The following is a 24286-nucleotide window of genomic DNA, read 5'->3' as shown; positions in this document are numbered from 1 at the left end:
TTATTTTCAGACATTATTCTAATTGCCAAGATTAAAGTATGATAATCTATTTTAATTTATAAGAAAACAATCAAGACAGCTATATTGTAGATGTTTGTTTTTGTAAAAATAAGTTTACTTTTTTGAGAATTTGATCAAATTTCTTGCTATATATTTGGTTTTTATTAACAAATATCACATGCCTAAAATCAACATTTTTAAGTACTTTTGTGCCACTTTTATACAATGTAATTCCTTAAAAATGGATAAAAAAATATTCTCTTTTTTGTTTTCTACACGATTAATGGCCGTTCTTTTTTTAACATTCGCAATTGCAATGGGTGTTGGAACTTTTATCGAAAGTAAATACAATACCGATACAGCCAGAATACTTATTTACAATACTTGGTGGTTTGAGGCGATAATGCTTGTTTTTGTGATCAATTTCTTCGGAAACATTAAACGCTATCAACTGCTTAAAAAAGAAAAGTGGGCAACCTTCTTACTGCATATTTCTTTTATTTTCATCATTTTAGGAGCTTTTATTACTCGTTACATTAGTTATGAAGGAATGATGCCTATTCGCGAAGGCGCTGCAGAAAATCAAATTTACTCCGATAAAACTTTCTTAACCATTTTTGTGGATGGTGAATATAAAGGGGAGATGAAAAGAAGGGTTTTTGAAAAAAATCTTTTATTATCTCCTGTTACTAATAATGATTTCAGTGTTTCTGGAAAATTTGATGAAACACCGTTTGAAGTTACATACTCTAATTATATAATGGGAGCGAAGGAAGTGGTTAAACCAGATCCAAACGGAACTTTATATCTTAAATTAGTAGAAGCTGGTGCCGGCGGACGTGAAGAACATTATCTTAAAGAAGGTGAGGTTCAAAATATTCACAATGTTTTATTTGCTTTAAATAAACCAACTGATGGAGCAATTAACATTAATACAACTGGTAAAGAATACACTATTCAGACTCCTTTTGAAGGGGAGTTTATGCGAATGGCAGATCAGTTTAAAGGAAAAGTCACTAAAAATAATGTACAGCCTTTAATGATGCGTTCGTTGTATAGCATTGGAGATATTAGAATTGTATTTCCAGATCCGCCAATGAAGGGAAAAGTGGAATATGAATCAAATAATGATTTTAAAGCTAAATCTCATACAGATGCTTTGGTCGTAAAAGTTAAAGCTGAAGGACAAGAAAAAGAAGTAATGCTGATGGGGTCTAAAGGCCAGATTGGAGAGGCTAAAACGGTTAAAATTGGCAATATTGAATATTCTTTATTTTATGGAAGTAAAGCATACATTTTACCTTTTAAAATAAAATTGAACGATTTTATAGCAGAAAAATATCCTGGTACCGAAAAAAGTTATTCTTCATATAAAAGTAAAGTTACTGTCCAGGATTCTACAGAAACTTTTGATTATGATATTTTTATGAATCACGTTTTAGATCATAAAGGATATCGTTTCTTCCAGTCTTCATTTGATCCAGATGAAAAAGGAACTGTTTTATCTGTAAACCATGATTTTTGGGGAACTAATATTACTTATTTGGGTTATTTTTTACTTTATATAGGACTTATGGCAATTATGTTTACAAAACATTCTCGTTTTGGTGATTTGAAACGTAAACTAGAAGCGGTTAAAAAGAAAAAAGAAAAGCTAATTACTATTTTAGTTTTAATGATAAGCTTAAGTGGTTTTGCACAGCAGACTCCACATGTTCATTCTCATGATCACGATCACGCGCATACCGCAGATCCTAATGATCATGCTAATCATGTTACAGCGCCGCCAAGTCAAAAACAATTAGATTCATTATTGACTATTTATAAAGCACCAGAATCGCACGCAGCAAAATTTGGACGATTGATTATCCAAGATGCCGGCGGAAGAATGAAACCTATTAATACGTTTTCGTCTGAGTTACTTCGAAAAGTAAGCCATAAGGATACTTACAATGGAATGAATTCTGATCAGGTTTTCTTATCGATGACACAATATGCTCAGGTTTGGATTCAGATTCCTTTGATTTATATTAAATCTGGAAATGATAGTATTCGTAAAATTATCGGAATTGATTCGAAAGATCAATATGCTCCGTTTGTGAAATTCTTCGATGAGCAGGGAAATTATAAATTATCTCCTTATTTAGATGAGGCTTACAAAGCAGCAAATCCAAATAATTTTGAGAAAGATTTTGTTGAAACAGATAAAAAAGTAAACTTAATGGAATCTGCTTTAAGCGGAAGCATTTTGAGAATATTTCCGGTTCCAAACGATCCAAATCATAAATGGGTTTCTTATTTAGAGCGCAATAATAATGGATTTAAAGGAATGGATTCAACCTACGTTAACCAAATTCTGCCTTTATATTTTAGTGCCCTAAACAACGGTTCAATTGCTAAAAACTTTGACACAGCAGACAATTTAGTTGAAAGCATTAATGGTTTTCAAAAGAAATTTGGTAGCAAAGTACGACCAAGTGAAGACAAAATCGATGCTGAGATAGCTTATAATAAATACGACGTTTTTCAAAAATTACCGTATTGGTATATTACAGTAGCAAGCTTTATGTTCATTTTTATTATCGTGAACATTTTCTTTGAGAAAAAATGGCTTCGTATTACAATAGATGGTTTCCATATTTTAGTCGGATTGTTATTTGCAATTCATACATTAGGATTAATTGCACGCTGGTATATTTCTGGTCACGCGCCTTGGAGTAATGCTTACGAATCAATCGTTTATGTAGCTTGGTCCACAATGTTCTTCGGATTGGCTTTTGATAGAAAATCAAAATTAACAGTAGCATCATCTGCCTTTGTTACTGCTATGATTTTAATGGCAGCTTACATGAACTGGATTGACCCTGAAATTGCAAACTTACAACCGGTTCTTAACTCGTATTGGTTAATGATTCACGTGGCAGTTATTGTAGGTAGTTATGGTCCAACTGCATTAGGATTTATTTTAGGCTTTGTTGCATTGCTGTTGATTTTCTTTACAACTGAGAAAAATAAAGCCAAAATGGAACTTAATTTAAAAGAGATTACATATATCAACGAAATGGCTTTAACTATTGGTTTGATCATGCTTACTATTGGAAACTTCTTAGGCGGACAATGGGCAAACGAAAGCTGGGGACGTTACTGGGGATGGGATCCAAAAGAAACTTGGGCTTTAATCTCAATTATGATTTATGCATTTGTAATTCACGCTCGTTTTGTTCCTGCTTTAAGAGGAAAATGGTTCTTCAACTTAATGAGTATGTTTGCATTTGTTTCAATTCTGTTTACTTATTATGGAGTAAATTTCCATTTGGTTGGTTTGCATTCTTACGCAAGCGGAGAAGCGCATTCATTAAATTGGGTTTATTACACTTTGATTTCCATTAGTGTTATTGGAGCTGTTACCTATCCAAAATATAGAAAGTACTATAAAAGTAAAAAAGTAAAGAAATAAATAATTCAAAGGAATTATTAATTCAAAAAAGGTTCAACATTATGTTGAACCTTTTTGTTTTTTAAAAGTTGCCTGTAATTAAAAGTATTACTGCAAAAACAATTGTAAAGCAGATTAAAAATATGATATGACTATGTATCGATAAAAAGAATGCTCGTGTTTTTGATATTTTATTGAAAAATTGAATGTTGGTCCAAAATATTAATATAATACCTATTAGATAGGTTATAAAAGAAAACTGCTGTAAATGATGCGTACTGTTGAAATAAAATAATATTGGAAATGTCAAAATCTGGACAAAAAGCCGCTGTGAAGCTTTAAAAGTATTGAGAACAAAAAATTCAAAAAAGTTATATCCCTGATTTCTAAAAACAATATAAGTACCAATTGTATATAACGGTATTGTAGCAATTGTCACCCAAGAGAAATGTGTTGTAATCCATTCATTTAGATTTTCATAATCTAATGCATCATTTGAATCATTTGCTAAATAATGAATATTAAAATAATGGAATAAAAAACCATAAAAAGTTGCTAACAGAACAACCAAAGATAAAGGTTTGAAATGTCTTACACGTTTTCCTTCAATAAATTCGCGAACAGTATCTCCAGGCCTTGTAAATAGTTCCTTTAAAGAAAAGAGAATTCCCTGATCAAAATGGAATAAGCCATGCTGTATGTCGTGCCATAAAAAATGACCGTTAATTTTGTGTGTTTCTGTGCTTTGGCCGCAATTATTGCAGTAATTACCAGTATAAACTTGCTGACAGTTTTTACAAGTTATTTTCATCATAACTAATCTTTATAATTTAATTTAAATCCATTTGGGTACATAATCGCTAATAAAACACAAATTAATAAAAAATTATATTCTATACCATTTCTTCCACCGCCAACGACAAACCATCCATCCTGAAAATGAACCAGAATAATTCCCATAAGCAAAATAAAAATAGTTATGAATCCTGCAGGTTTTACATATTTGTTTAAAAGCAGTAATATAGCCGCTGCAATATGCGACAATTTAATTGACCAAGCCAGAAAAACACCAAAAGGAGCAAAGCCAATTTGATTTAAAAATAAATTTCCGAAATCATTTATTCCGTTATTAAACATTCCGAAAACAGAATGAGTTAATAAAATGATTGCAGTTGCAATTCTTAAAAGTAAAGTTCCACTCATAAATCTTTTGATAGAGTTTATTTTGTAAAAATAAAAAAGCGCATATTAAAAGTAATTAATATACGCTTTGCATTTATAAATATTTAAGTTTTTAAACTTTTCCTAAAGTATACAATTGTTCCATTGTTGGAGTTAAACTTCCTCCTGCAGGTTCCAGCGTGATACCGAACGCTTCTGCCGAATCGGTCTGGCTTACAGCAAAGATTTTTTGTCTATTTCCTTCGAAATTATCCAGTAAACCAATACTTGTAGGCGTAAGAACTGGACTTAATTTTAAAGACCAAACTTGATAAACCATTCCTTTTGGAGGCGTTGGCAGACCAGCGGCATCAATATAAGTTGTTTTAGTTTGTTTATTCCAATACACTTTTGCAAAAGATGCAGGAGAAACAGCCTGACCGCCAAGAGTTACACCAGTATTTTTGATATCTCTAACAATACTCAGGTTTTTCTCTGTTTGTTTATTTTGCTGATCTAAATAAGCATACTCTCTTTGGATTTTATTTTTTTCATTTCCAACATTTGAAATTGCTTCCTTAGTTTTTGTTAATTCTAAAGTTTGATAGCCTAAACCAAGCAATAATAATACTGCCGCGGCCCAGCCCACATATTGAGACCAGTTTGAAGCTGGTTTCATATCGACTACTTTGCCATGTTTAAGTTCCAGACGGGCTTTTATTTTCTCAAAATTCTCCACAGAATGGAAAGGAGAGAAGCTCGAAGATAAAGCAATTATAGCCTTTTCGATCGAAATAATTTCCTGATCAACTTCAGGATTGTTTTTTGCCAGTTCAGCTATTTCTAGGTTTTCTTTTTCGCTTAGTAAGCCATATACATATAACTCTAGAATTCCTGATTCTATATATTCTTGTGCTTCCATTATATTTTTAAATAATTACGTAAATCGTTAATACAGTTTCTGTTTTGTGTCTTGATCGTGCCCAGTGGAATGGCTAATTCTTCCGAAGCTTCTTGCTGGGTATATCCTTTAAAGAATAACAAATTGATGATTTCAATACATTTTGGTTTAAGTTTCTTTACGAATTCCTGAATTCCAATTGCATCAAGTTTATTAGCTAATTTATTACTGTCATCTAACAGATTTACGAAATTATCAGAGGAAAGGTTTTTTTGGCTGTTATTAAAGTTTTTAGAACGAAGTTTATCAATCGAAGTGTTTCGAGCGATATTAAGAATCCAAGTGTAAAATCGTCCTTTACTTTCATTATAAGAATCGATGTTTTTCCAGATTTTTACAAAGACGTCTTGTAAAACATCTTCTGCTTCTTCTCGATTTTTGATTAAGACATGAATGACAGAAAATAAGCTTTTAGAATACATATCATATAAATGTGTAAAAGCTTTTTCGTCCTTTTTGTAAATTAAAACTAACAATTCTTCTTGACTCATAGATTTGGATTTTAAGTTTAAACATAAAAAGTTAGACAGCTGGTGGTAACCAGTTATAAAGATAATTTATTTTTTTCGGATTTTTTTTTATTTTTTTTGTAGTCTAAACCCTAGGAAAATAAAGGGGTTTAAAAAAAAATATGATTTTTTTTACTTTTTTTTAAAACCAAAAACAATCCAATTTCGTAAATAAATTTAGAAGTAGGAAAAAGAATATATTAAAAATGAAAAGCGATTCTAAAAACTGATATTATGAATAAGAGAAATGCAATTAAAATATTAATCGTAGGATTGACAACTGTTTTAGCATTGACTGTTTTTAATAAAGTTGATTTTAGAAAAGAGATGTTGATTAAAAGCTCTAAATGAGAAACGTTATGAATTTGTTCTTTAAATTTTGAAAAGTTGAAAACTAAATATAGTATAGTTGATGCACTCGGACTTCCAAACCGAAGATTTTTTTAATTGTTAGAGTGAATTACACCATTTAAAAGTTACATCAATACAAGCCATTTGAAAATATTTTGAAAAGTTCGTTTTGACATTGGGGGTTAAGAAGATTTTCACTATAACCGAGTCATCAACTATAATTCGATAACATATAGATTATTTTATTTATAAAAAGATTGCATAATAATTAATTCATGGTTTGATTTGTTTGTATGGGGGGAAGCCTAACGTCTGATTAACGTTAGGCTTCATTTTTTTATTTAACTTTTGATTAATAAAATTTAAAGAAAGAAAAGAGTTTTAGTAAAGCGGATTTTAGCTAATTTTATAAAAAATTATACGATGAAAAATATAGCAATTTTAGTTTGCAGTGCATTATTTATGATAGCATCGCAAGTTCAGGCTCAAACGAGCCATAAACCTAAAACAGAAATTATGGCAAAAGAGAACATTTATCAATTTAAAGTTGAAGATTTATCAGGAGATACTTTTGACTTTGCATCTTTAAAAGGTAAAAAAATCATGATTGTCAATACAGCATCAAAATGCGGTTTGACTCCTCAATACAAAGATTTAGAGGCAATTTACAAAGAATATAAAGACAAAGGTTTTGTAATTGTAGGTTTTCCAGCAAATAACTTCGCTTCGCAGGAACCTGGAACAGCGAAGGAAATTGAATCTTTCTGCCAGCAGAATTATGGCGTAACTTTCCCGATGATGAACAAAATTTCAGTAAAAGGAAATGATATGGCTGATATTTACAAATTCCTGACTCAGAAATCTAAAAATGGCTTACAAGATTCTGAAGTAGAGTGGAATTTCCAAAAATACTTAATTAATGAAAAAGGAGAATTGGTAAAAGTAATTAAACCAAGAACTTTACCAACAGATCCAGAAGTTATTAATTGGATAAAAAGTTAATAAGTAAAGTAATGAAAAAAAAATCCGTAAATCTGAAATTTTGAGATTTACGGATTTTTTTTTGTTTGTCAGACTGAGCAAAGTCGAAGTCCTGTTTTGCTGAATCACTTTGCTTAACTTCGACTTTGCTCAGTCTGACAAAAATATAGTTATTTTAAAATCAACTGCATGAAAACCAAATCGAGCCAATGATCAAACTTGTAGCCCACTTCGCGAATTGTACCCGTTGCTACGAAACCAAATCTTTCGTGAAAAGCGATACTACCTGCATTGTCAGCATCAATTGCGCCAATCATTACGTGATAACCTTGTTCTTTTGCCAAGCGAATTAATTCTGCCAACAGTTTAGATCCAATTCCTTTTCCAATTACATGATCGACTACATAAACAGAATGTTCAACCGTAAATTGATATCCGATTTTTTCGCGAAACTGTCCGTAACTTCCAAAACCAACGACCTCGCCATCTAGATCGGCTACAACAACCGGTAGATTTTTGGCTGTTTTATCTTCAAACCACTTTTTTTGAACTTCTAGAGTTTGAATTTCATAGCTGTAATTAGCCGTTGTATGTAAAATCGAATGATTTACGATTTCTAAAATCTTTTGTAAATCATTTGATGTTGCTGGTCTTAAAACAATATTCATATTTAATTTTTGCGATTATTTTGCGTTTAATTCTGCTAGTAAAACATCTACATCTTTAGAATTCCAGCCCATTTCTTTTGCAATGGCTTTGGCTTCTTTAGCATATTCTAAAGCCTTTTTTTTATCTTTTATTTTATTATAAAGTCTGGCTTCTAATAAATTACCATCGTACGAATCATTTAATTCTAAAGAATGATTTACCCAGAAAATGGCTTTTTTCAAACTTTCAGTATCGTTAATATGCTTTAAATAAGTATTTCCAATATCTTTTAAAAAACTAGCATCATTCCAGGCCAATTTTTGTGTGTCTTCAAGAGTAACTTTTTTATAGAAATCCCATTTTTCTGTTCTTTCAGCTAAAGATAAATCATATTTAAAAACCAAAGAATCTGTTTTTTGAAGACGGATAGATTTAGCAACTTCTCTTTGTTTATAATAGTTTACAGTGTCTAAATTGTCAACCAGTGGGCGAAGCAATTCGTTTACAATACTTTCAATTTTACGGTCAACTCTATTTTGAGAAGCTACAGCAGCAAATTCTTTTTGATGTTTTAAAACGTATTGAAATTCTCTCGATTTAATATCTGTTACGCCGTTTGCAATAACTCTCCAATTCAATTCACTAATTAATTGCGCATCAGATTGTGTATTTAGATACATATGTGTTGCTGGAGATAATTCTGTTCTGTCTTTTCCTTTTTTTAAAGTATTTAAATAAGTAAAATATTTATCTGAATTACTCGGATCTGCCAGAAATTCCTTTTCTAAATAAGGCAATTGCATTTTCGGATTTAAAGCGTAATGCAGTTCATTTAAAAATTCAGCTTTTTTCATTTCGCCTTTTAAAGCATAAATCAATGTTTCATTAGCATCCAAAAATAAAAAAGTAGGAAGTGATTTTGTGTTGAATTTATTTTTTAGCGCAATCCCTTCTTCTTTTTCGATGTTTTTATAGGTACAGACAAAGTTTTTATTCAAAAAGTCCATGACAGTTGGATCACTTAAAACGTCACTTTTCATTAAATTACAATGGGGACACCAGTCAGCATACAACATTACAAAAAGAGGTTTTCCTTCTTTTTTAGCATTTTCCAGCGCTGTTTGATAAGGTGTATCAACAGGAACAAATTTATTTTGAGAAATTACAGTTTGAAAAGTTACAGCTAAAAAAAGTACATACAGAAAACGCATAGTAGGTCTGGCTTTTATTTATAATTCGATTTTACAAATATATTTCCTTTTTCGAGAAAGAGACTTAATATATTCCTAATTATAATTTAAATCAAGTGCGAAGTTTGTAACTTTGTAAGCAAGATTAAGAAAGTCAAATCAAAGATTTTCTTTAAAAAAAGTAATACGCGATCAGAATGATTTACCCCAAAATAGCGCTTGCACAAAGCATTATCGAAATTTTATCTGCCAAAGGCATCATTAATATTATTATTTCTCCAGGATCTAGAAATGCGCCATTAACCATTGGATTTGCTCAAAACCCTAATTTTAAATGTTATAGTATTGCAGACGAGCGCTGTGCTGCTTTTTTTGCTTTAGGAATTGCACAGCAAACCAAACAGCCTACAGCAGTGGTTTGTACATCTGGATCGGCCTTATTAAACTATTATCCGGCTTTTGCAGAAGCATTTTACAGCCAGATTCCGTTAATCGTAATTTCTGCAGATCGTCCGCAGAATAAAATTGATATTGGCGACGGACAAACTATTCGTCAGGAAAATGTCTTTCTAAATCATTCTGTTTATAATGCAAATTTGACCGAAGATGCGTCAGAAGAAAATGATTTAAAAATCAATCTTGCAGTAGAAACGGCAATTCAGCAAAAAGGGCCAGTGCACATCAATGCGCCTTTTGAAGAGCCTTTATATGAAACTACTGAAGAACTTTTAGTGCAGCCAAAAATTACAAATCTGCAGTCTGACATTGCTCCAAAAACTATAGAAAATAGTGATGAATTTGTTTCTGTTTGGAATAATGCGAAACGAAAATTAATCTTAGTCGGAGTAAATGAAGCGAATGTTATTGATCAAGAAATAATAGAAAACTTAGCTTCAGATCCTTCAATCGTTGTACTTACAGAAACGACTTCGAATCTTCATCATCCAAGTTTTATTAATAGCATTGATACTTTAATTACACCTTTTGATGATTCTGATTTTAAAGAATTTAATCCAGAAGTTTTAGTGACTTTTGGCGGAATGGTTGTTTCCAAAAGAATCAAAGGTTTTTTAAGAAAATACAAACCCGAGCATCACTGGCACATTGATACGCTGCGTGCTTACGATACATTTGGAGCATTGACCAAACATTTTGAAATGCAGCCAAATGATTTTTTTAAAGACTTACTCTCAAAAACATCTTTTGTAGAAAGTGATTACTTTAAGGATATCCAAGATGTTTATAAAACCCGAGTAATTAAAAGACAAGAATATCTTAATCAAATTGGTTTTTCAGATTTTAAAGTTTTCGAGAAAGTTATTGAAACGCTTCCTAAAAATAGTATCCTTCAAATTAGTAATAGTTCGGCAATTCGTTACGCTCAATTAATTGATATTGATGAATCTATAGAAGTCTTCTGCAATCGAGGAACCAGTGGAATTGACGGAAGTACGTCAACTGCAGTTGGAGCAGCTGTTGGGAATAATAAACCAACAGTTTTTATTACAGGTGATATTAGTTTCTTATACGACAGCAATGCGTTGTGGAATTCTTATATTCCGAAAAATTTCAAGATAATATTGGTAAACAATGGAGGAGGAGGAATTTTCAGAATTCTGCCTGGACACGAGGAAAAACCTGTTTTTAATACCTATTTTGAAACTTCTCATGGCTTAACAGCAGAACATTTAGCTAAAATGTATAACTGCAACTATTTTAAAGCGAATGATTTAGAATCATTAAATAGCAGTTTAGAAATACTCTACAATGCAAATGATGCGCCTGGAATTCTCGAGATTTTTACGCCGACAACAGAAAATGATATTATTTTAAAACAATATTTTAAAAAGCTTATCTAATAAATTTGTAAGTTAATATTTGTTAAAAATTAGTTTTTTTTCATTATAATATTTAGTTTTGGTTTTAGAAATAATAACCAATATAAAATATTATGAGCAAGAGAGAAGAACTAATTGTGAAGTATGCTTCAGATTTAAAAGACAAATGCGGAGTTACTCCAAACATGGATTTACTAACAAAAGTAACTATTGGCTGCGGACCATCTATTTATAATGATGATGCATCTACAGTAGCAGGAAGCCAGCAATCTGAATTGGATACCGTAAAAAACAACTTTTTAATTAAAAAATTAGGGTTAAAAGACGGACCAGAATTAATGGAAGCAATTCATGCTGTATTAGAAAAATATGGTAAGTCTAACAAACACAAATACAGAGTGGTTGTTTATTATCTATTAACGGTACACTTTAAAAAAGAAAGTGTTTATAAATAGTCTTCTGGAGATAAAATAAAGCGTCATAATTATGGCGCTTTTTCTTTTTAATATTAATCCAAAACATTTTTCGATTTACCATTTTCAAACTTCGTACCTTTGCAGCTCATAAACTTAGTTGCAAATCAACTTAGAACGTTAAAAAAATGCTTGAAATAGGAAAATACAATACACTAACTATATTACGTGATACCAAAGTTGGGTTGTTTTTAGGAGATCCTGAAAATGATCCAGAAGGAATTCACGACGTTTTACTTCCAAATAAATATGTTCCCAAAGAATTTGAAATTGGGGAAGAATTAATCGTTTTCGTTTATTTAGATCACGAACAGCGACCTGTCGCAACAACTCTAGTTCCTTATATTTTGTTGAATGAATTTGCACTTTTAAGAGTGAATTATATCAATAATGTCGGTGCTTTTATGGATTGGGGAATGGAGAAAGATATTCTTGTTCCGTTTAAAGAACAAGCCCGTCCAATGGAAAAAGGAAAACGTTATTTGGTTTATTTATACATGGACAAACAAACCAATCGTTTGGTTGCGTCTAGTAAAACCAATCAATTCTTGAATAATGACCAATTAACGGTTGAAAAAGGAGAAGAAGTTGACTTAATCGTTTCTCATATTACCGATATGGGAATTAATGTAATAATTAACGAACAACACAAAGGTCTTTTGTATAAAGATGAAGTATACGACGACTCGATAAGAACCGGCGATAGAATGCGTGGTTATATTAAAAATATTCGTCCTGATAATAAAATCGATGTGGCGCTCCAAGTGCAAGGAGTTGAGAGTATTGAACCAAATGCAGAGAAGGTTTTAAGCGAATTAAGAGCCAGCAGAGGTTTCCTACGTTTAAATGATAATTCTCATCCAGAAGATATCAAAACGGTTTTGAAAATGAGTAAAAAATCATTCAAAAAAGCCATTGGCTCTTTGTACAAAGAGAAATTAATCGAAATTAAAGAAGACGGGATTTATCTAATAAATTAAAAGTTTATTTAAAAAAAACAATATTCTAAAAATCCAAATTCCAATCTATCTATTAGTTGGAATTTGGATTTTTTTAATTTTTGAAATTTACGAAAGTAAAGTTATTATAACACGAAAGGCTGCTCATTACAAGCAGCCTTTCGCTTTTTATTCTAGTTTTAAAAAAAATTGTAATTAAAAAAAAACAGAAATAAAATAATTCGAATCCATCTCAGAATAATAGCTTTACGTATTTTAGAAATTACCCCATTGATGGTATGTCTTTTAAACAATCAATGCACATATCTTAAAAGCAAAAAAAGAATTTCACGGCTTGATCCATTGGTTTATAAATAACTTTTAGAAAGTGTGAATTAGTACTTTTTTCTTCTTTTTCGTTATCATTCATATACTAATTATAGATACAATTCTAACATTTAACCTTAGGTGTTACTTTTTTCTTTTTGAAGTTTCGACAAACACATAAATCATTTGCTCATTAATTTGAGGTCTGTTAATAAAAACCGTAAAAAAATGAGCGACAAATTTTTTAAATTTTCTCAAAAAAATCATTTTTTAGGTTAATAAATCAGTGAAAGAAAATCAATCTGAAATCAATGAAAGAAAATGTATCTCATTGATTTCTAGGGTGTAAAATTAATTATTATTTTTCTAAACTAATGTTAAAAAATGTTATTTTTTGGAACCTTAAGACAATTGTTAACATTAAGAGTAATTTTCATTACAGACTTAAACAGAATTGAGTAGGTAAAAATGTAAAAATGCCTTATTTTTACCCTATAATTGTTTAAATAAAATAAATCAAAATGGATTGGATTACAGCCAGAGAATTTGAAGATATAACCTATAAAAAATGTAATGGAGTAGCGAGAATTGCTTTTAACAGACCAAATGTTAGAAATGCATTCCGTCCAAAAACTACTTCAGAATTATACCAGGCTTTTTATGATGCACAAGAAGACACTTCGATTGGAGTAGTTTTACTTTCTGCTGAAGGACCATCGACAAAAGACGGAGTTTATTCTTTCTGCAGCGGAGGTGACCAAAACGCGCGCGGACACCAAGGATATGTTGGCGAAGACGGTCAGCATCGTTTAAATATTCTTGAAGTACAGCGTTTAATTCGTTTTATGCCAAAAGTTGTTATAGCAGTTGTTCCAGGCTGGGCTGTAGGCGGCGGGCATAGTTTGCACGTAGTATGCGACATGACTCTTGCGAGTAAAGAGCATGCGATTTTTAAACAAACAGACGCAGACGTAACAAGCTTTGACGGTGGTTACGGATCAGCATATTTGGCTAAAATGGTCGGTCAGAAAAAAGCTCGTGAAATTTTCTTTTTAGGTAGAAATTATTCTGCTCAGGAAGCTTTTGAAATGGGAATGGTTAATGCCGTAATTCCGCATGACGAACTTGAAGCTACTGCATACGAATGGGCTCAGGAAATACTTCAAAAATCTCCAACTTCTATTAAAATGCTGAAATTTGCAATGAACTTAACAGATGACGGAATGGTTGGACAACAAGTTTTTGCAGGAGAAGCAACTCGTTTAGCTTACATGACCGAAGAAGCTAAAGAAGGAAGAAATGCTTTCTTAGAAAAAAGAAAACCAAATTTCGGTGAAAATAAGTGGTTACCATAAAATTAATAAATAGTTTCAAGTTTCATTTTGCACGTTCTGTGGATAACTTGAAACTTCAAACTTGAAACAAAATAAAACTAAAAGAATAAATGAAACATTGGATTGAAGCCGCAAGACTGCGCACATTGCCTTTATCAGTTTCTGGAATTATAGTTGGAAGTATTTATGCTTTATCAAATCCAACAGAAACTATTAATACACCAACAGAAGTATTTAGTTGGAAAATTTTTGGTTTTGCACTTTTGACAACATTAGGATTACAGGTTTTATCCAATTTTGCAAATGATTATGGTGATGGGGTAAAAGGCACTGATAATGAAGATCGAATAGGGCCCATGCGTGCTATTCAGAGTGGTGTTATTACGCCTCAGGCCATGAAAAAAGCCATTATAATTACATCTTTATTGACTTTATTATCGGCAATAATATTGATTTATTTTGCTTTTGGAAGTGATAATTTCGGGTATTCTATCTTTTTTCTGTTATTGGGAATAGCAGCAATCGTTTCTGCAATTCGTTATACAGTAGGTAATTCTGCTTACGGATATAGAGGATTTGGAGATCTATTTGTATTTATCTTCTTCGGATTGGTAAGTACTTTAGGCGTAAACTTTTTATATGCAAAAGAAGTTGATCCGCTTTTAATTCTTCCTGCTGTTGCAATTGGATTATTGAGTGTTGGGGTTTTAAACCTTAATAACATGCGTGATCAAGAATCAGACAAGAAAGTGGGTAAAAATACAATTGTAGTGCAAATGGGTCCTGCGAAAGCAAAGGTTTATCACTATTCTTTGATTATTACAGCGATGCTTGCAGTAGTTGTTTTTGCTATTTTGAGCGGTTACAATTTTGATCAGTATTTATTTTTATTGGCATATATTCCATTAACTAAACATTTAATAACAGTTTATAAAAATCAAGATCCTAAATTATTAGATCCAGAATTGAAAAAACTGGCATTAAGCACATTCTTGCTTTCTATTTTGCTCACAGTTTGTATGATTTCGTTGATTTCAGACATTATTGTAAACTTATTTTTAGGGGGAAGATAGAACTACGTTAAACTTTAAACTTAACAAAAATGAAAATTACATTTTACGGACACGCTTCTTTAGGAATAGAAGTGGGAGGAAAACATATTATTGTGGATCCATTTATAACAGGAAATCCGCAGGCAGCAACAATTGATATCAAAACCCTTAAAGCAGATTATATCTTGCTGACACACGCACACGGCGACCACGTTTTAGACGTAGAAGCTATAGCAAAAAATACAAACGCAGTAATTGTTTCAAATGCTGAAATTACTAGCTATTATGCAAAAAAAGGTTTCAATTCGCACCCGATGAATCATGGCGGAAGCTGGAAATTCGATTTTGGAAAAGTGAAATATGTAAACGCTATTCACTCCAGCAGTTTTCCTGACGGTTCTTACGGAGGAAATCCTGGAGGATTTGTTATCGAAGGCGAACATAAAAATATCTACATTGCGGGAGACACTGCATTAACGTACGATATGAAATTAATTCCGCTTCGCACAAAATTAGATTTGGCAATTCTTCCAATAGGAAACAATTTTACAATGGATGTAGAAGATGCGATTATTGCTTCAGACTTTTTAGAATGCGATAAAATTTTAGGTTATCATTTTGATACTTTTGGTTATATCGAAATCAATCACGAAGAATCTATTCGCAAGTTTTTTGATAAAGGCAAGGATTTAATGCTTTTGCAAATTGGTGAATCAATAGAATTATAATAATACACTAAAGTTTTGAGGGTTCCGGTAATTATTGGCACCCTCAAAAATAGTTCTACTCTCAGGGCTAAGCCACTCATTTCCATAAGAAAGTTATTTGGCATAATCTATGTTATTTATATTGTGAAGTTTTTTAAAAGTAAAAATCATTTTAATCTGTGAAATCTGTGGCAATTAAAGCATCATCACGAAATACAACTTTCCAAAAAATAATTCTATCGCTTTTTATTATAATTTCCTTTAATTCTTTCGCTCAGAAAGAAGGCTATTGGGACAAAGAGCGAGCAACTACAAAAGAAATTATGGTTCCTGCGCGCGATAGAATTTCTATTGCGACAGAAGATTTACCAGTTGGAACCACAGAAATCGTTTACCGAATTACACTTTTAGACAAAAATCAAGAAATGGCCAATAGCTTAGTTTCATTGCTAAAAGCTATTCCAGATCCCACAGGAGTAAGCCAAGGTTCCGCAGGAGCAGTTTTTTTGATGTCTAAAATTTCAGGAGATGATGAATGTACTTATTCTATTTTTACATCAAATGAAAACGCAAAAAAATATGTTGCCGATGGTAAGATAGACAAAGCGTGTTACTCTCAGGCTGAACCAGTTAGCAAAGATGCCAAAAGACTTTCATTAGACAAATCTTCTTGTTTAAAACAAAATACTGGCACAATTTGGTTTGGTTTCGAAAGTAAAAATTGGCTGTTAAGTCAAAAAGTAGTTCTAGAAGTTGTGCCTTGGGTTGACACTAAATTAAACCGAGGCTGGAATCAAGACAATAAAAACGAAATTATTAGTTTGTGCAAAACTTCTACAATGGCACAAAAAATGGCTAATTCAGATGATTTTTGTGTTTGTATCTTGAACAAAATTATGAAACAATATCGTTATGATGAATTTCAAAAATTATTAGCGGTTGAAAAAACAAAAGTTTATAAAGATTTTGGAAATGCCTGTTATAAAGATGCAGATATTTCTAAAAACGTCTTTAACGATTTAAGAACACAAGCATCTTCATTAATAAAATTACAAAAATATAACGAGGCAATTCCGAAATTAAATACAATAATCAGCGAAGGAAAAGCAACTGCTTTAGATTACAGTTCTTTAGGTTACTGCTATATTTTGACCAAACAATATGCAAAAGCTTTAAAAGCACTGCAAGAAGGTGAAAAGCTGGATGATACAGAACTAATGGTAAAATTAAATTTAGCACATACTTATTTGATCACTAATGATTACAGTGAGGCAAAAGCTATTTATAAGAAATACCAAACTCAAAATGTTACAGACAGCCTTAGCTGGGTTGCCAAAACTAAGCTGGATTTTGCTGCTTTTGAAAAAGCCGGCCTGCCGTCTAAGGATTTTGAAAAAGTGCTTAAATTGTACAATTAAGATTTAAAACAATTCATTTGAAAGCTTCTTACCATAAATATTTATTAGATTTTAAAAGACCTTCCGGAACCTCAAGAGGTATTATGACCGAAAAGGAAACCTGGTTTATAGTTCTGGAAGAAAATGGAAATATTGGAATAGGTGAGTGTGGAATTCTTCGAGGTTTAAGTGCCGATGATCGTGATGATTATGAAGAAAAACTTCGATGGGCATGCGAAAATATTCATTTAGGAGAAAATAAACTTTGGGAAGAATTACTAGAATTTCCATCTATCCAATTCGGAATAGAAATGGCTTTTCAATCCTTAAAAAGTGAAAATCCATTTGTTTTGTTTCCGTCAGATTTCACCCGAAACAAAAGTTCTATTACAATAAACGGTTTAGTATGGATGGGAGAATCTTCTTTCATGAAACAACAGATCGAAGAGAAATTAGCCGATGGTTTTAATTGCATTAAACTTAAAATAGGAGCAATAGATTTTCAAAAAGAATTAGAGTTATTGCAATTTATTAGAAGTCATTTTTCTCCAGAAGAAATTGAAATCCGCGTTGATGCCAACGGAGCTTTTTCTTTAATAGAAGCTTTAGATAAATTGAATCAATTAAAACAATTTCAGCTTCATAGTATTGAGCAGCCAATCAAAAAAGGCAATGCTGCAGAGATGGCTGAGCTGTGCAAAGAAACGCCTTTTCCAATAGCTTTAGATGAAGAACTTATTGGTATATTTCCATTCGAAGAAAAAGAAAAATTACTGCAAGAAATCAAACCTCAGTATATTATTTTAAAACCAAGTTTTATTGGAGGTTTTAAAGGTACACAAGAATGGATTTCCTTAGCAGATAAATATAATATAGGCTGGTGGATTACTTCGGCTTTAGAAAGCAATATTGGGCTTAATGCAATTGCACAATGGACATTTTTGCAAAATTCTAAAATGCCGCAAGGTTTAGGAACTGGAGCATTATATAGTAATAATATAGATTGTCCGCTTGAAGTTAAAAATGGCCAGTTGTGGTACAATACCGTCAAAGAATGGGAATCTTCTTTTATAGAAAATTTTTAAAAAGGTTCAAAGGGACCAAGTTGCAAAGGTACAGAGGATAAAACCTTTGCACGTACCTTTGCAACTCTGAACCTAATTTCATTCTTTCTTTATAGAAAAAAGTTAAAAGGCGCAAAGAAGTAAACCTTTGCACCTTTGTAACTCTGAACCTTTGAGCCTAATTTCACTCTTTCCCGCCTAAAAGATTTTGCTGCCAGTCTTTTAATTCCTGCCATTTTCCTTGGTAAGCCAATAACGCCTGTTTTGGCCAAGTACTCGGATTGTGTATGGCATAATTTTCTCCACCGGCATCTAAAATAGATTGTAATTTTTCTGTTGATGCTTCAGCAAGATCATACCAAGAATTTATTCCCGCATTGTTCAATAAAGCCTCAATTTTAGGACCAATTCCTTCTACAATTTTTAAGTCGTTCTCTTTTATTTTCTTGCCAAGGTAATTTGCTGCTCCAGCACTGTCAAAAGCAATTGAAGAGGGAGCCGTTGCTGTAAACGATTGTGTTGTTATTTTAGATTTAGCAGCCAGATCGGCTTCTAGTGTTGAAATTCGGGCATTTAAATTTTTAGTGTTCGCTTTACAGGCATCCAAATCTGCTTGAAGTGATAGTGCCAGAGAATCATCATTTTTCGAGTTCATTTTTCCTAGTAAGTAACCTAAAATTCCACAGATTAATCCCACTAGCACAGGTATTAAATAACAAGCCATAAACCAATTGTTTAAGTTAAACATTATTTAAAATGCTAATATACAACATTTTACATTTTAATTTGCTGTTAAAAAAAATTATTCTATTACTTCATTAAATATTTTTGTTAACTCACCTTTTTTAATATTTAATAAAGGATGAACCTCTTCTATCGTTTCAGAAAACTGTTTTTGAATTTCGGGATTACTTTCGAGAATCAATCTCTTAAACGTTGCTTTGTGTTGCTGAGCCATTCTAATTGTAGAAGTTGCTTCTTGTATTGAATTACGTACCGCATTGTCTCTGTTTCCTAATCTATAATGCTCTATGCATTTCAACCACCAAATAAATCTATGCATTAAACTTTCAGGACTATTAAGTTTATTACTGATTGCAATATATCTGTTATTAACCTGTTTATTACATTTTAAAAGCTTATTGTTTGAAAATGAAGCAGTTATGATTTAGGAATAATTTGTAATAATTAATTACCATCCAAATTTAAAATATTTACCGCTTATTTAAATTTTGTTGCCTAATTATATCTTCATAAAACGGCTTTCTGAATGATTGGTAATCAGCTGTATTCATCCCTAAATCAATTTTTTCAGAAATTCTAGCGCAAATACTTCTAACTAAAATTGAGATAATAGGGGGCTTAGGGATTTGTCCATCGAATGAATTATCTTTTAAATCCTTATGTCGGGCTACATTTAAAAGTATATTGCATATTTCAATAAAAAATAAAGTGCTAAACTTCAACTCTTTTTCTCTCTCTGCAAATTTGTTATATTCTACACTTAATTTTCGATGCTTAAGAAAGTCCGCCAAAATTTTTAATCTATTTAAACGATTAAATTTTGACGATTTGCCTTTCTCCCCTAAATATAAATTTGTCAAAATAGTCAGTCTATTGAGCTTACTGTAGTATAGGTCTAAATCAATTTCGGATATAAACTTTTCCCATTCTTGTTCAAAATTATTTTTTCTAAGTATTTTTTCAGCGGGGGTTTGAGTTTTCCTTTTTTCTAACAAGTTATAAGGGTTGTATAACGCTGGATAAATTGCAAGCATCGAACTAAGTAGTTCGCAAATTTCTTCAAATTTTCCTGATAATAATTGGTGCGTATTGTCACGGGATGCCTTGTTACTTGCTTTAATAGAAATAAATAACGCAAGAAAGGCAGCTATTGTAGCGAGAGCAGTATAAATGTTACTGTAATCATTAAAATGCTGTACGATGGGCGGTGCTTGGCTAACAGGTTTTGTAGCGACTAATTCAACCACTTTAACAATTGTATCTTTTTTTACGATAACAATAGTATCGTGAAATGCTTTTTCCTTTACCATTTTTAAAAAAAAAAATTATATAAACATAAAAATAAATGAATGAAATCTGTACAAAAATTAAAACTATTTTAGCTAGTCATTCGCTTTTGTATTTATCTTACTTATTGCTGGTTTAAATATTTTCCTCGTCAATATTCTTAAGACCCAATTTTATTTTAAATTCATTCATTCTGTAATTTCTTATCTCACGCCTACTAACATATTCACTACCCAAATTAATGATGTTTATAAAGTTTGATTCTAAATTATCGACAAACTTTGACATATTTTTGACAGTAGGATATCCCTCTTTAAAGTTAGCTTGTTGTGACATTCTGTTAAGAGTAAAAATAAAAGAAAGCAAGCTTTCATACAGTTCGGTATAAGCTAAAACTTGAATTTTAGTTTCTTTATCTAAGTATGAATGAGCAAGTACATTTAATCTAAAAATTTGTTTATATATTGAATAATACATATTGCGTTCCTCGCATTTTACTTTATGTTCATTGAACAATTTATAATAACTATTTCGGTGGACTGGGTCAGTATTTTGGAGTGGATTATAATAGTTGTCCAGTAATTCGTAAAGGTGTCGTAAAGTTGGATAACTGGAATGTAATAAAATTGTAATCTCGTAAGCTTCTTCAATTTTACCAACGGTTATTTGTTTTTTATTATCTTTTGTTGAAATGTAAATTGCAATTGCTGACAATCCGATTGCTATAAATGCTATAAATGCGTTGAGATATTCCATTGTTAATTAATGTTTGTCACTACTATTGACCTTTGTTCTTTTTGATATTACAATTATTTTATAAACATATATAAAATAATGAAACAATTTCACAAAGAAATAAAAAATGTAAATAAAGATTTACAGTACGAAGAGCTAATTAAACTCTTTTACGATTATAGTCAAACTAAATCACGTGTAATCAGAGACCAAATTTTTAATGCAAACGTTAAGCTGGTTTTTTCAATTACTAAAAAATTCCAATTATCCGAAATGGACGACCTAGAACAATACGGATTTATAGGATTGGTAAACGCAATTGAAAGCTTTGACCCCGAAAAGAAAAATAAGTTTTCAACCTATGCAACGAGGAGCATCACCAACGAAATAAAAAGAGGGTTGAGGCAGGTTAACAATATCGTAACAGTACCACTTGCGGCCCAAAAGAAAGAAGACTACACCAAACCCAGCTCAGCTTTTTAGAAATTGAAGACATTGAAATCGACCCCGAAAACCAAAGCGATTTTGACAGGCAACTATTTTGGATAATTGTACAGCAGATTTGCAATGAAGAGGAAACCGATATTTTGCTTAAGAGGTTTTGTTATGAGGAAAAACTAACACTTCTACAAATCGCCAATACTTGGAAAAACGACCCCGAAAATGAAAGGAGCGCACCGAAACAGTCAATGTGGGGCAAGCTAAATCGAATCCTTAAAAAGCTCAGAGATAACGAAATATTGAAAAAACACTATCAATAGGTTTTACTTATCTCAAACCTCATACTATAATATCAGTATGAGTAAATACAAAAAATACACAGAAGAAGAAAAACAGGACGCAGTAAGACGTATTTGTGACGATATAGCCAGCGGTAACCCGCTAACGGTTACGTTGCAGACATTCGGGGTTGTTTCACCGTCAACGTTTACGATGTGGCTTAAGAAAAATCCTGAGTACAACGAAATGTACAAGGAGGCGCAAAAGCATAGGGAGAATTTTTTGTTTGATGAAATGATGCGAATTGCTTTCAGTGAAAGCCCAAAGGAAACCAAAAAATACCGCAACGGTGAACTTGTCGAAACCATTGTAAAAGACAGTGTTGATGATAGACGATTAAAAATCAATACTCTTAAATGGATGCTTGGGAAAATGAACCCAGCCAAATACGGTGAAAAAGTAATCGTTGATGAAGCAGCCACAACACCAATAACAGCTATTAGATTTATTGATGTGAATGATTCTACAGATTAAACCACTTAAACACCAAAAAGAATTTTTACTATCCAATTCGGTACATACGGCTTTAATAGGTGGTTACGGTGCTGGGAAGTCGCACGCAGGTGTACTGAAGACCGTAATCAAGAAAATAGAATTTTGCGGGCTGAATGTGGCGTATTATCTACCAACATATGCACTTATCAAAGATATTGCTTTGCCAAAGTTCAGTGAGATTCTAACCGATTTTGGTATTAAGTTTAAAATCAACAAGCACGATAATACAATTACTACGGATTACGGTAAAATCCTATTGCGTAATATGTCCGACCCTAACAAAATAGTAGGTTACGAGGTTGCATATTCAATGATTGATGAAGCCGACACGCTACCAAAGGGCAAAATGAGCGATATTTTCGTTAGAATCCTTGGACGCAACAGGTTAAAATTGCCAAATAACCAGCCGAATTGCGTCGATACGGTTTCAACGCCTGAGGGTTTCGGCTGGTTGTATGAGTTTTTTGTCAAAGAATGGACAACCAACAAGAAAGTTATTAGAGCGAGAACATATGACAATCCGTATTTACCTGAAAATTACATTGAAACACTAAGAGAGTCTTACAGCGAGGCGTTATTTAATGCGTATATCAACGGTGAGTTTGTCAACCTGAACAGTGCGAGCGTATATAAATCGTTCAACCGCAAGATTAACAAGAGCGTTGAAACAATTCAACCTAACGATATTTTGTATATCGGGCTGGACTTCAACGTTACCAAAATGAATGCCGTAATACACGTGTTGAGGGATAACGTTTTGCACGCAGTGGACGAGATAGCCAACGGGTTTAACACTCAGGACATTTGCGATATTTTGAAAACCCGTTTTGCTGAGTTCAAAATCTATGTAATACCCGATGCGTCAGGGAATGCAAGAGCCAGCAACGGGGCGAGCAATTTCGATATTATTAGAAGCAACGGTTTTATTATCGATGCACCACGTAAAAATCCAAGTATCAGCGACAGGGTTAACGGTTTGAACCTAGCTTTTGAAAACGGCACATACTACGTCAACGATGACAAGTGCCCGAATTTCACCGAAGCACTGGAAAACCAAGTTTACAAAAACGGTGTTCCTGACAAGGCGGGCGGTTATGACCATATCACAGAGGCGGGCGGTTATGCTTGTTTCAAAAAGTTGTACGGTATGAAATCACAAGTACTTTAAAAACAGCTAAAATGAAAAATTCAAGTTGTACAGGTTGCAAATCGCAACCGACCGACACAAAAGAAAATACAATAAATATGCTTATTAACTTTTTCCCGATTCTGAAAAACGAATACAGGGAACTAAAAAAAGCAGAGCTAGAAAGCGAAAAGGTTTTCAAAGAACTTTTTCCCGATAATGATAAAATCGATTTGGGACTACTTACCGCAGTGTACCAATACCAACGATTAAAAAATGATACCAGCAAGTAAATGAAAGTCACTGATAGAATCTATAAAACAAAAAACGACATTCCATATTTGACGCTCGTTAAGTTTGGCGAAGAAATCAAAGGTAACGAAGCAGATATTGAACTGGTTACGGCAAAGGTTAAGGAACATTTCAAAACAAGCGATTTGGAAGCGTTTAATAAGGCGATAACTACCAACCCAAAGCGTGTTAAATTCCGATATAAATACGACGGTGATTTGAGTGTTATTGAAAAGTTTATTGACGTTGATACATTCCAGCGTGAAAATGATTTTGAGGCACTTTTGCAAATCCTGCTTAAGCCTAAATACAAGCTTATACCCGTAGATGTCCATAAAGTGAGCCTTGCCGAAGTTGAAGTAATTACGAGGTCTTTCTTACCTGCTTATTAAGCTATAAAGAGCGTTACCCGTACATCTTTAACCCGCCTTTTATTCATCAACCACAACAGGAGGAAACAC

25 protein-coding genes are annotated in these 24286 nt (G+C 32.3%); 15 read left to right on the top strand and 10 right to left on the bottom strand.

Annotated elements, in window-relative coordinates:
• Window positions 1-241 precede the first annotated feature (241 nt).
• Window positions 242-3457: a cytochrome c biogenesis protein CcsA gene (gene ccsA, locus QE431_RS11200; RefSeq protein ID WP_307295797.1), complete on the top strand. Its 3216-nt coding sequence runs from the start codon at window positions 242-244 to the stop codon at window positions 3455-3457.
• A 61-nt stretch (window positions 3458-3518) separates the two neighbouring features.
• On the opposite strand, the gene QE431_RS11195 is transcribed toward ccsA, so the two are convergent.
• The 4 genes from QE431_RS11195 to QE431_RS11180 all read right to left on the bottom strand — a co-directional run bounded on the left by QE431_RS11195 (window position 3519) and on the right by QE431_RS11180 (window position 6049).
• Window positions 3519-4250, bottom strand: a complete 732-nt coding sequence (locus QE431_RS11195; protein WP_307295794.1) for a DUF3667 domain-containing protein — start codon at window positions 4248-4250, stop codon at window positions 3519-3521.
• Window positions 4251-4252: 2 nt separating this feature from the next.
• A complete protein-coding gene (locus QE431_RS11190; protein ID WP_307295791.1) occupies window positions 4253-4639 on the bottom strand; it encodes a DoxX family protein in 387 nt (128 codons plus the stop codon).
• 91 nt (window positions 4640-4730) lie between these two features.
• Window positions 4731-5519, bottom strand: a complete 789-nt coding sequence (locus QE431_RS11185) for an anti-sigma factor domain-containing protein (protein WP_057117903.1) — start codon at window positions 5517-5519, stop codon at window positions 4731-4733.
• Window positions 5519-6049, bottom strand: a complete 531-nt coding sequence (locus QE431_RS11180; protein ID WP_057117904.1) for an RNA polymerase sigma factor — start codon at window positions 6047-6049, stop codon at window positions 5519-5521. The genes QE431_RS11185 and QE431_RS11180 overlap by 1 nt, the downstream gene beginning before the upstream one ends.
• 792 nt (window positions 6050-6841) lie before the next feature.
• Between QE431_RS11180 and QE431_RS11175 the strand changes: the two genes are divergently transcribed.
• Entirely contained in the window at window positions 6842-7420 is a 579-nt protein-coding gene (locus QE431_RS11175; protein WP_134141206.1) for a glutathione peroxidase, read from the top strand.
• A 149-nt stretch (window positions 7421-7569) separates the two neighbouring features.
• Here QE431_RS11175 and QE431_RS11170 read toward each other — a convergent pair whose 3' ends face one another.
• Together QE431_RS11170 and QE431_RS11165 are read right to left on the bottom strand one after the other, a co-directional pair.
• On the bottom strand, window positions 7570-8067 hold the full coding sequence (locus QE431_RS11170; protein WP_057117906.1) for a GNAT family N-acetyltransferase: 498 nt from the start codon (window positions 8065-8067) through the stop codon (window positions 7570-7572).
• 15 nt (window positions 8068-8082) lie between these two features.
• Window positions 8083-9258 (bottom strand): thioredoxin fold domain-containing protein, encoded by a 1176-nt coding sequence (locus QE431_RS11165; protein WP_307295785.1) that lies wholly within the window; start codon window positions 9256-9258, stop codon window positions 8083-8085.
• Window positions 9259-9434: 176 nt separating this feature from the next.
• Here QE431_RS11165 and menD point away from each other — a divergent pair, with 176 nt between their 5' ends.
• The 8 genes from menD (at window position 9435) to QE431_RS11125 (ending at window position 18388) form a co-directional block, all read left to right on the top strand.
• On the top strand, window positions 9435-11096 hold the full coding sequence (menD, locus tag QE431_RS11160; protein WP_307295782.1) for a 2-succinyl-5-enolpyruvyl-6-hydroxy-3-cyclohexene-1-carboxylic-acid synthase: 1662 nt from the start codon (window positions 9435-9437) through the stop codon (window positions 11094-11096).
• A 92-nt stretch (window positions 11097-11188) separates the two neighbouring features.
• The gene (locus QE431_RS11155; protein ID WP_057117909.1) at window positions 11189-11530 is read left to right on the top strand and encodes a DUF2853 family protein; all 342 of its coding nucleotides are present in this window, start codon (window positions 11189-11191) and stop codon (window positions 11528-11530) included.
• Between the two features lie 146 nt (window positions 11531-11676).
• Window positions 11677-12528, top strand: a complete 852-nt coding sequence (locus QE431_RS11150) for a S1 RNA-binding domain-containing protein (RefSeq protein WP_057117910.1) — start codon at window positions 11677-11679, stop codon at window positions 12526-12528.
• A gap of 806 nt (window positions 12529-13334) precedes the next feature.
• On the top strand, window positions 13335-14168 hold the full coding sequence (locus tag QE431_RS11145; RefSeq protein WP_053473251.1) for a 1,4-dihydroxy-2-naphthoyl-CoA synthase: 834 nt from the start codon (window positions 13335-13337) through the stop codon (window positions 14166-14168).
• Window positions 14169-14257: 89 nt separating this feature from the next.
• The gene (gene menA / locus QE431_RS11140; protein ID WP_307295769.1) at window positions 14258-15220 is read left to right on the top strand and encodes a 1,4-dihydroxy-2-naphthoate octaprenyltransferase; all 963 of its coding nucleotides are present in this window, start codon (window positions 14258-14260) and stop codon (window positions 15218-15220) included.
• Between the two features lie 29 nt (window positions 15221-15249).
• A complete protein-coding gene (locus QE431_RS11135) occupies window positions 15250-15927 on the top strand; it encodes a metal-dependent hydrolase (protein ID WP_307295766.1) in 678 nt (225 codons plus the stop codon).
• Window positions 15928-16085: 158 nt separating this feature from the next.
• Window positions 16086-17324: a M48 family metallopeptidase gene (locus QE431_RS11130; RefSeq protein ID WP_307295763.1), complete on the top strand. Its 1239-nt coding sequence runs from the start codon at window positions 16086-16088 to the stop codon at window positions 17322-17324.
• A gap of 17 nt (window positions 17325-17341) precedes the next feature.
• Entirely contained in the window at window positions 17342-18388 is a 1047-nt protein-coding gene (locus QE431_RS11125) for an o-succinylbenzoate synthase (protein ID WP_307295760.1), read from the top strand.
• A gap of 163 nt (window positions 18389-18551) precedes the next feature.
• Here QE431_RS11125 and QE431_RS11120 read toward each other — a convergent pair whose 3' ends face one another.
• From QE431_RS11120 to QE431_RS11105, 4 genes are all read right to left on the bottom strand, one after another.
• Window positions 18552-19091 (bottom strand): hypothetical protein, encoded by a 540-nt coding sequence (locus QE431_RS11120; RefSeq protein ID WP_307295758.1) that lies wholly within the window; start codon window positions 19089-19091, stop codon window positions 18552-18554.
• A 78-nt stretch (window positions 19092-19169) separates the two neighbouring features.
• Complete coding sequence (locus QE431_RS11115; RefSeq protein WP_307295755.1) at window positions 19170-19430, bottom strand: hypothetical protein; 261 nt, start codon at window positions 19428-19430, stop codon at window positions 19170-19172.
• Between the two features lie 151 nt (window positions 19431-19581).
• Entirely contained in the window at window positions 19582-20421 is an 840-nt protein-coding gene (locus tag QE431_RS11110; protein ID WP_307295753.1) for a hypothetical protein, read from the bottom strand.
• A gap of 112 nt (window positions 20422-20533) precedes the next feature.
• Entirely contained in the window at window positions 20534-21154 is a 621-nt protein-coding gene (locus tag QE431_RS11105) for a hypothetical protein (protein WP_307295751.1), read from the bottom strand.
• A gap of 78 nt (window positions 21155-21232) precedes the next feature.
• Between QE431_RS11105 and QE431_RS11100 the strand changes: the two genes are divergently transcribed.
• The 5 genes from QE431_RS11100 to QE431_RS11080 all read left to right on the top strand — a co-directional run bounded on the left by QE431_RS11100 (window position 21233) and on the right by QE431_RS11080 (window position 24217).
• Entirely contained in the window at window positions 21233-21616 is a 384-nt protein-coding gene (locus QE431_RS11100; protein ID WP_307295748.1) for a sigma-70 family RNA polymerase sigma factor, read from the top strand.
• Window positions 21617-21931: 315 nt separating this feature from the next.
• Window positions 21932-22387, top strand: coding sequence for a transposase (locus tag QE431_RS11095; RefSeq protein WP_307295746.1), 456 nt, complete (start codon window positions 21932-21934; stop codon window positions 22385-22387).
• The gene (locus tag QE431_RS11090; protein ID WP_307295744.1) at window positions 22371-23576 is read left to right on the top strand and encodes a phage terminase large subunit; all 1206 of its coding nucleotides are present in this window, start codon (window positions 22371-22373) and stop codon (window positions 23574-23576) included. Before QE431_RS11095 ends, QE431_RS11090 begins: the two co-directional genes overlap by 17 nt.
• 11 nt (window positions 23577-23587) lie before the next feature.
• On the top strand, window positions 23588-23827 hold the full coding sequence (locus QE431_RS11085) for a hypothetical protein (protein ID WP_307295742.1): 240 nt from the start codon (window positions 23588-23590) through the stop codon (window positions 23825-23827).
• On the top strand, window positions 23828-24217 hold the full coding sequence (locus QE431_RS11080; RefSeq protein ID WP_307295739.1) for a hypothetical protein: 390 nt from the start codon (window positions 23828-23830) through the stop codon (window positions 24215-24217).
• Window positions 24218-24286: the final 69 nt, after the last annotated feature.

Origin of the sequence: Flavobacterium sp. SORGH_AS_0622 (assembly GCF_030818825.1) — a bacterium.
In the GTDB taxonomy this organism is placed as follows: domain Bacteria; phylum Bacteroidota; class Bacteroidia; order Flavobacteriales; family Flavobacteriaceae; genus Flavobacterium.
The sequence above is the reverse complement of the archived record's forward strand: the minus strand, read 5'-3'. Positions and strand labels throughout refer to the sequence as shown.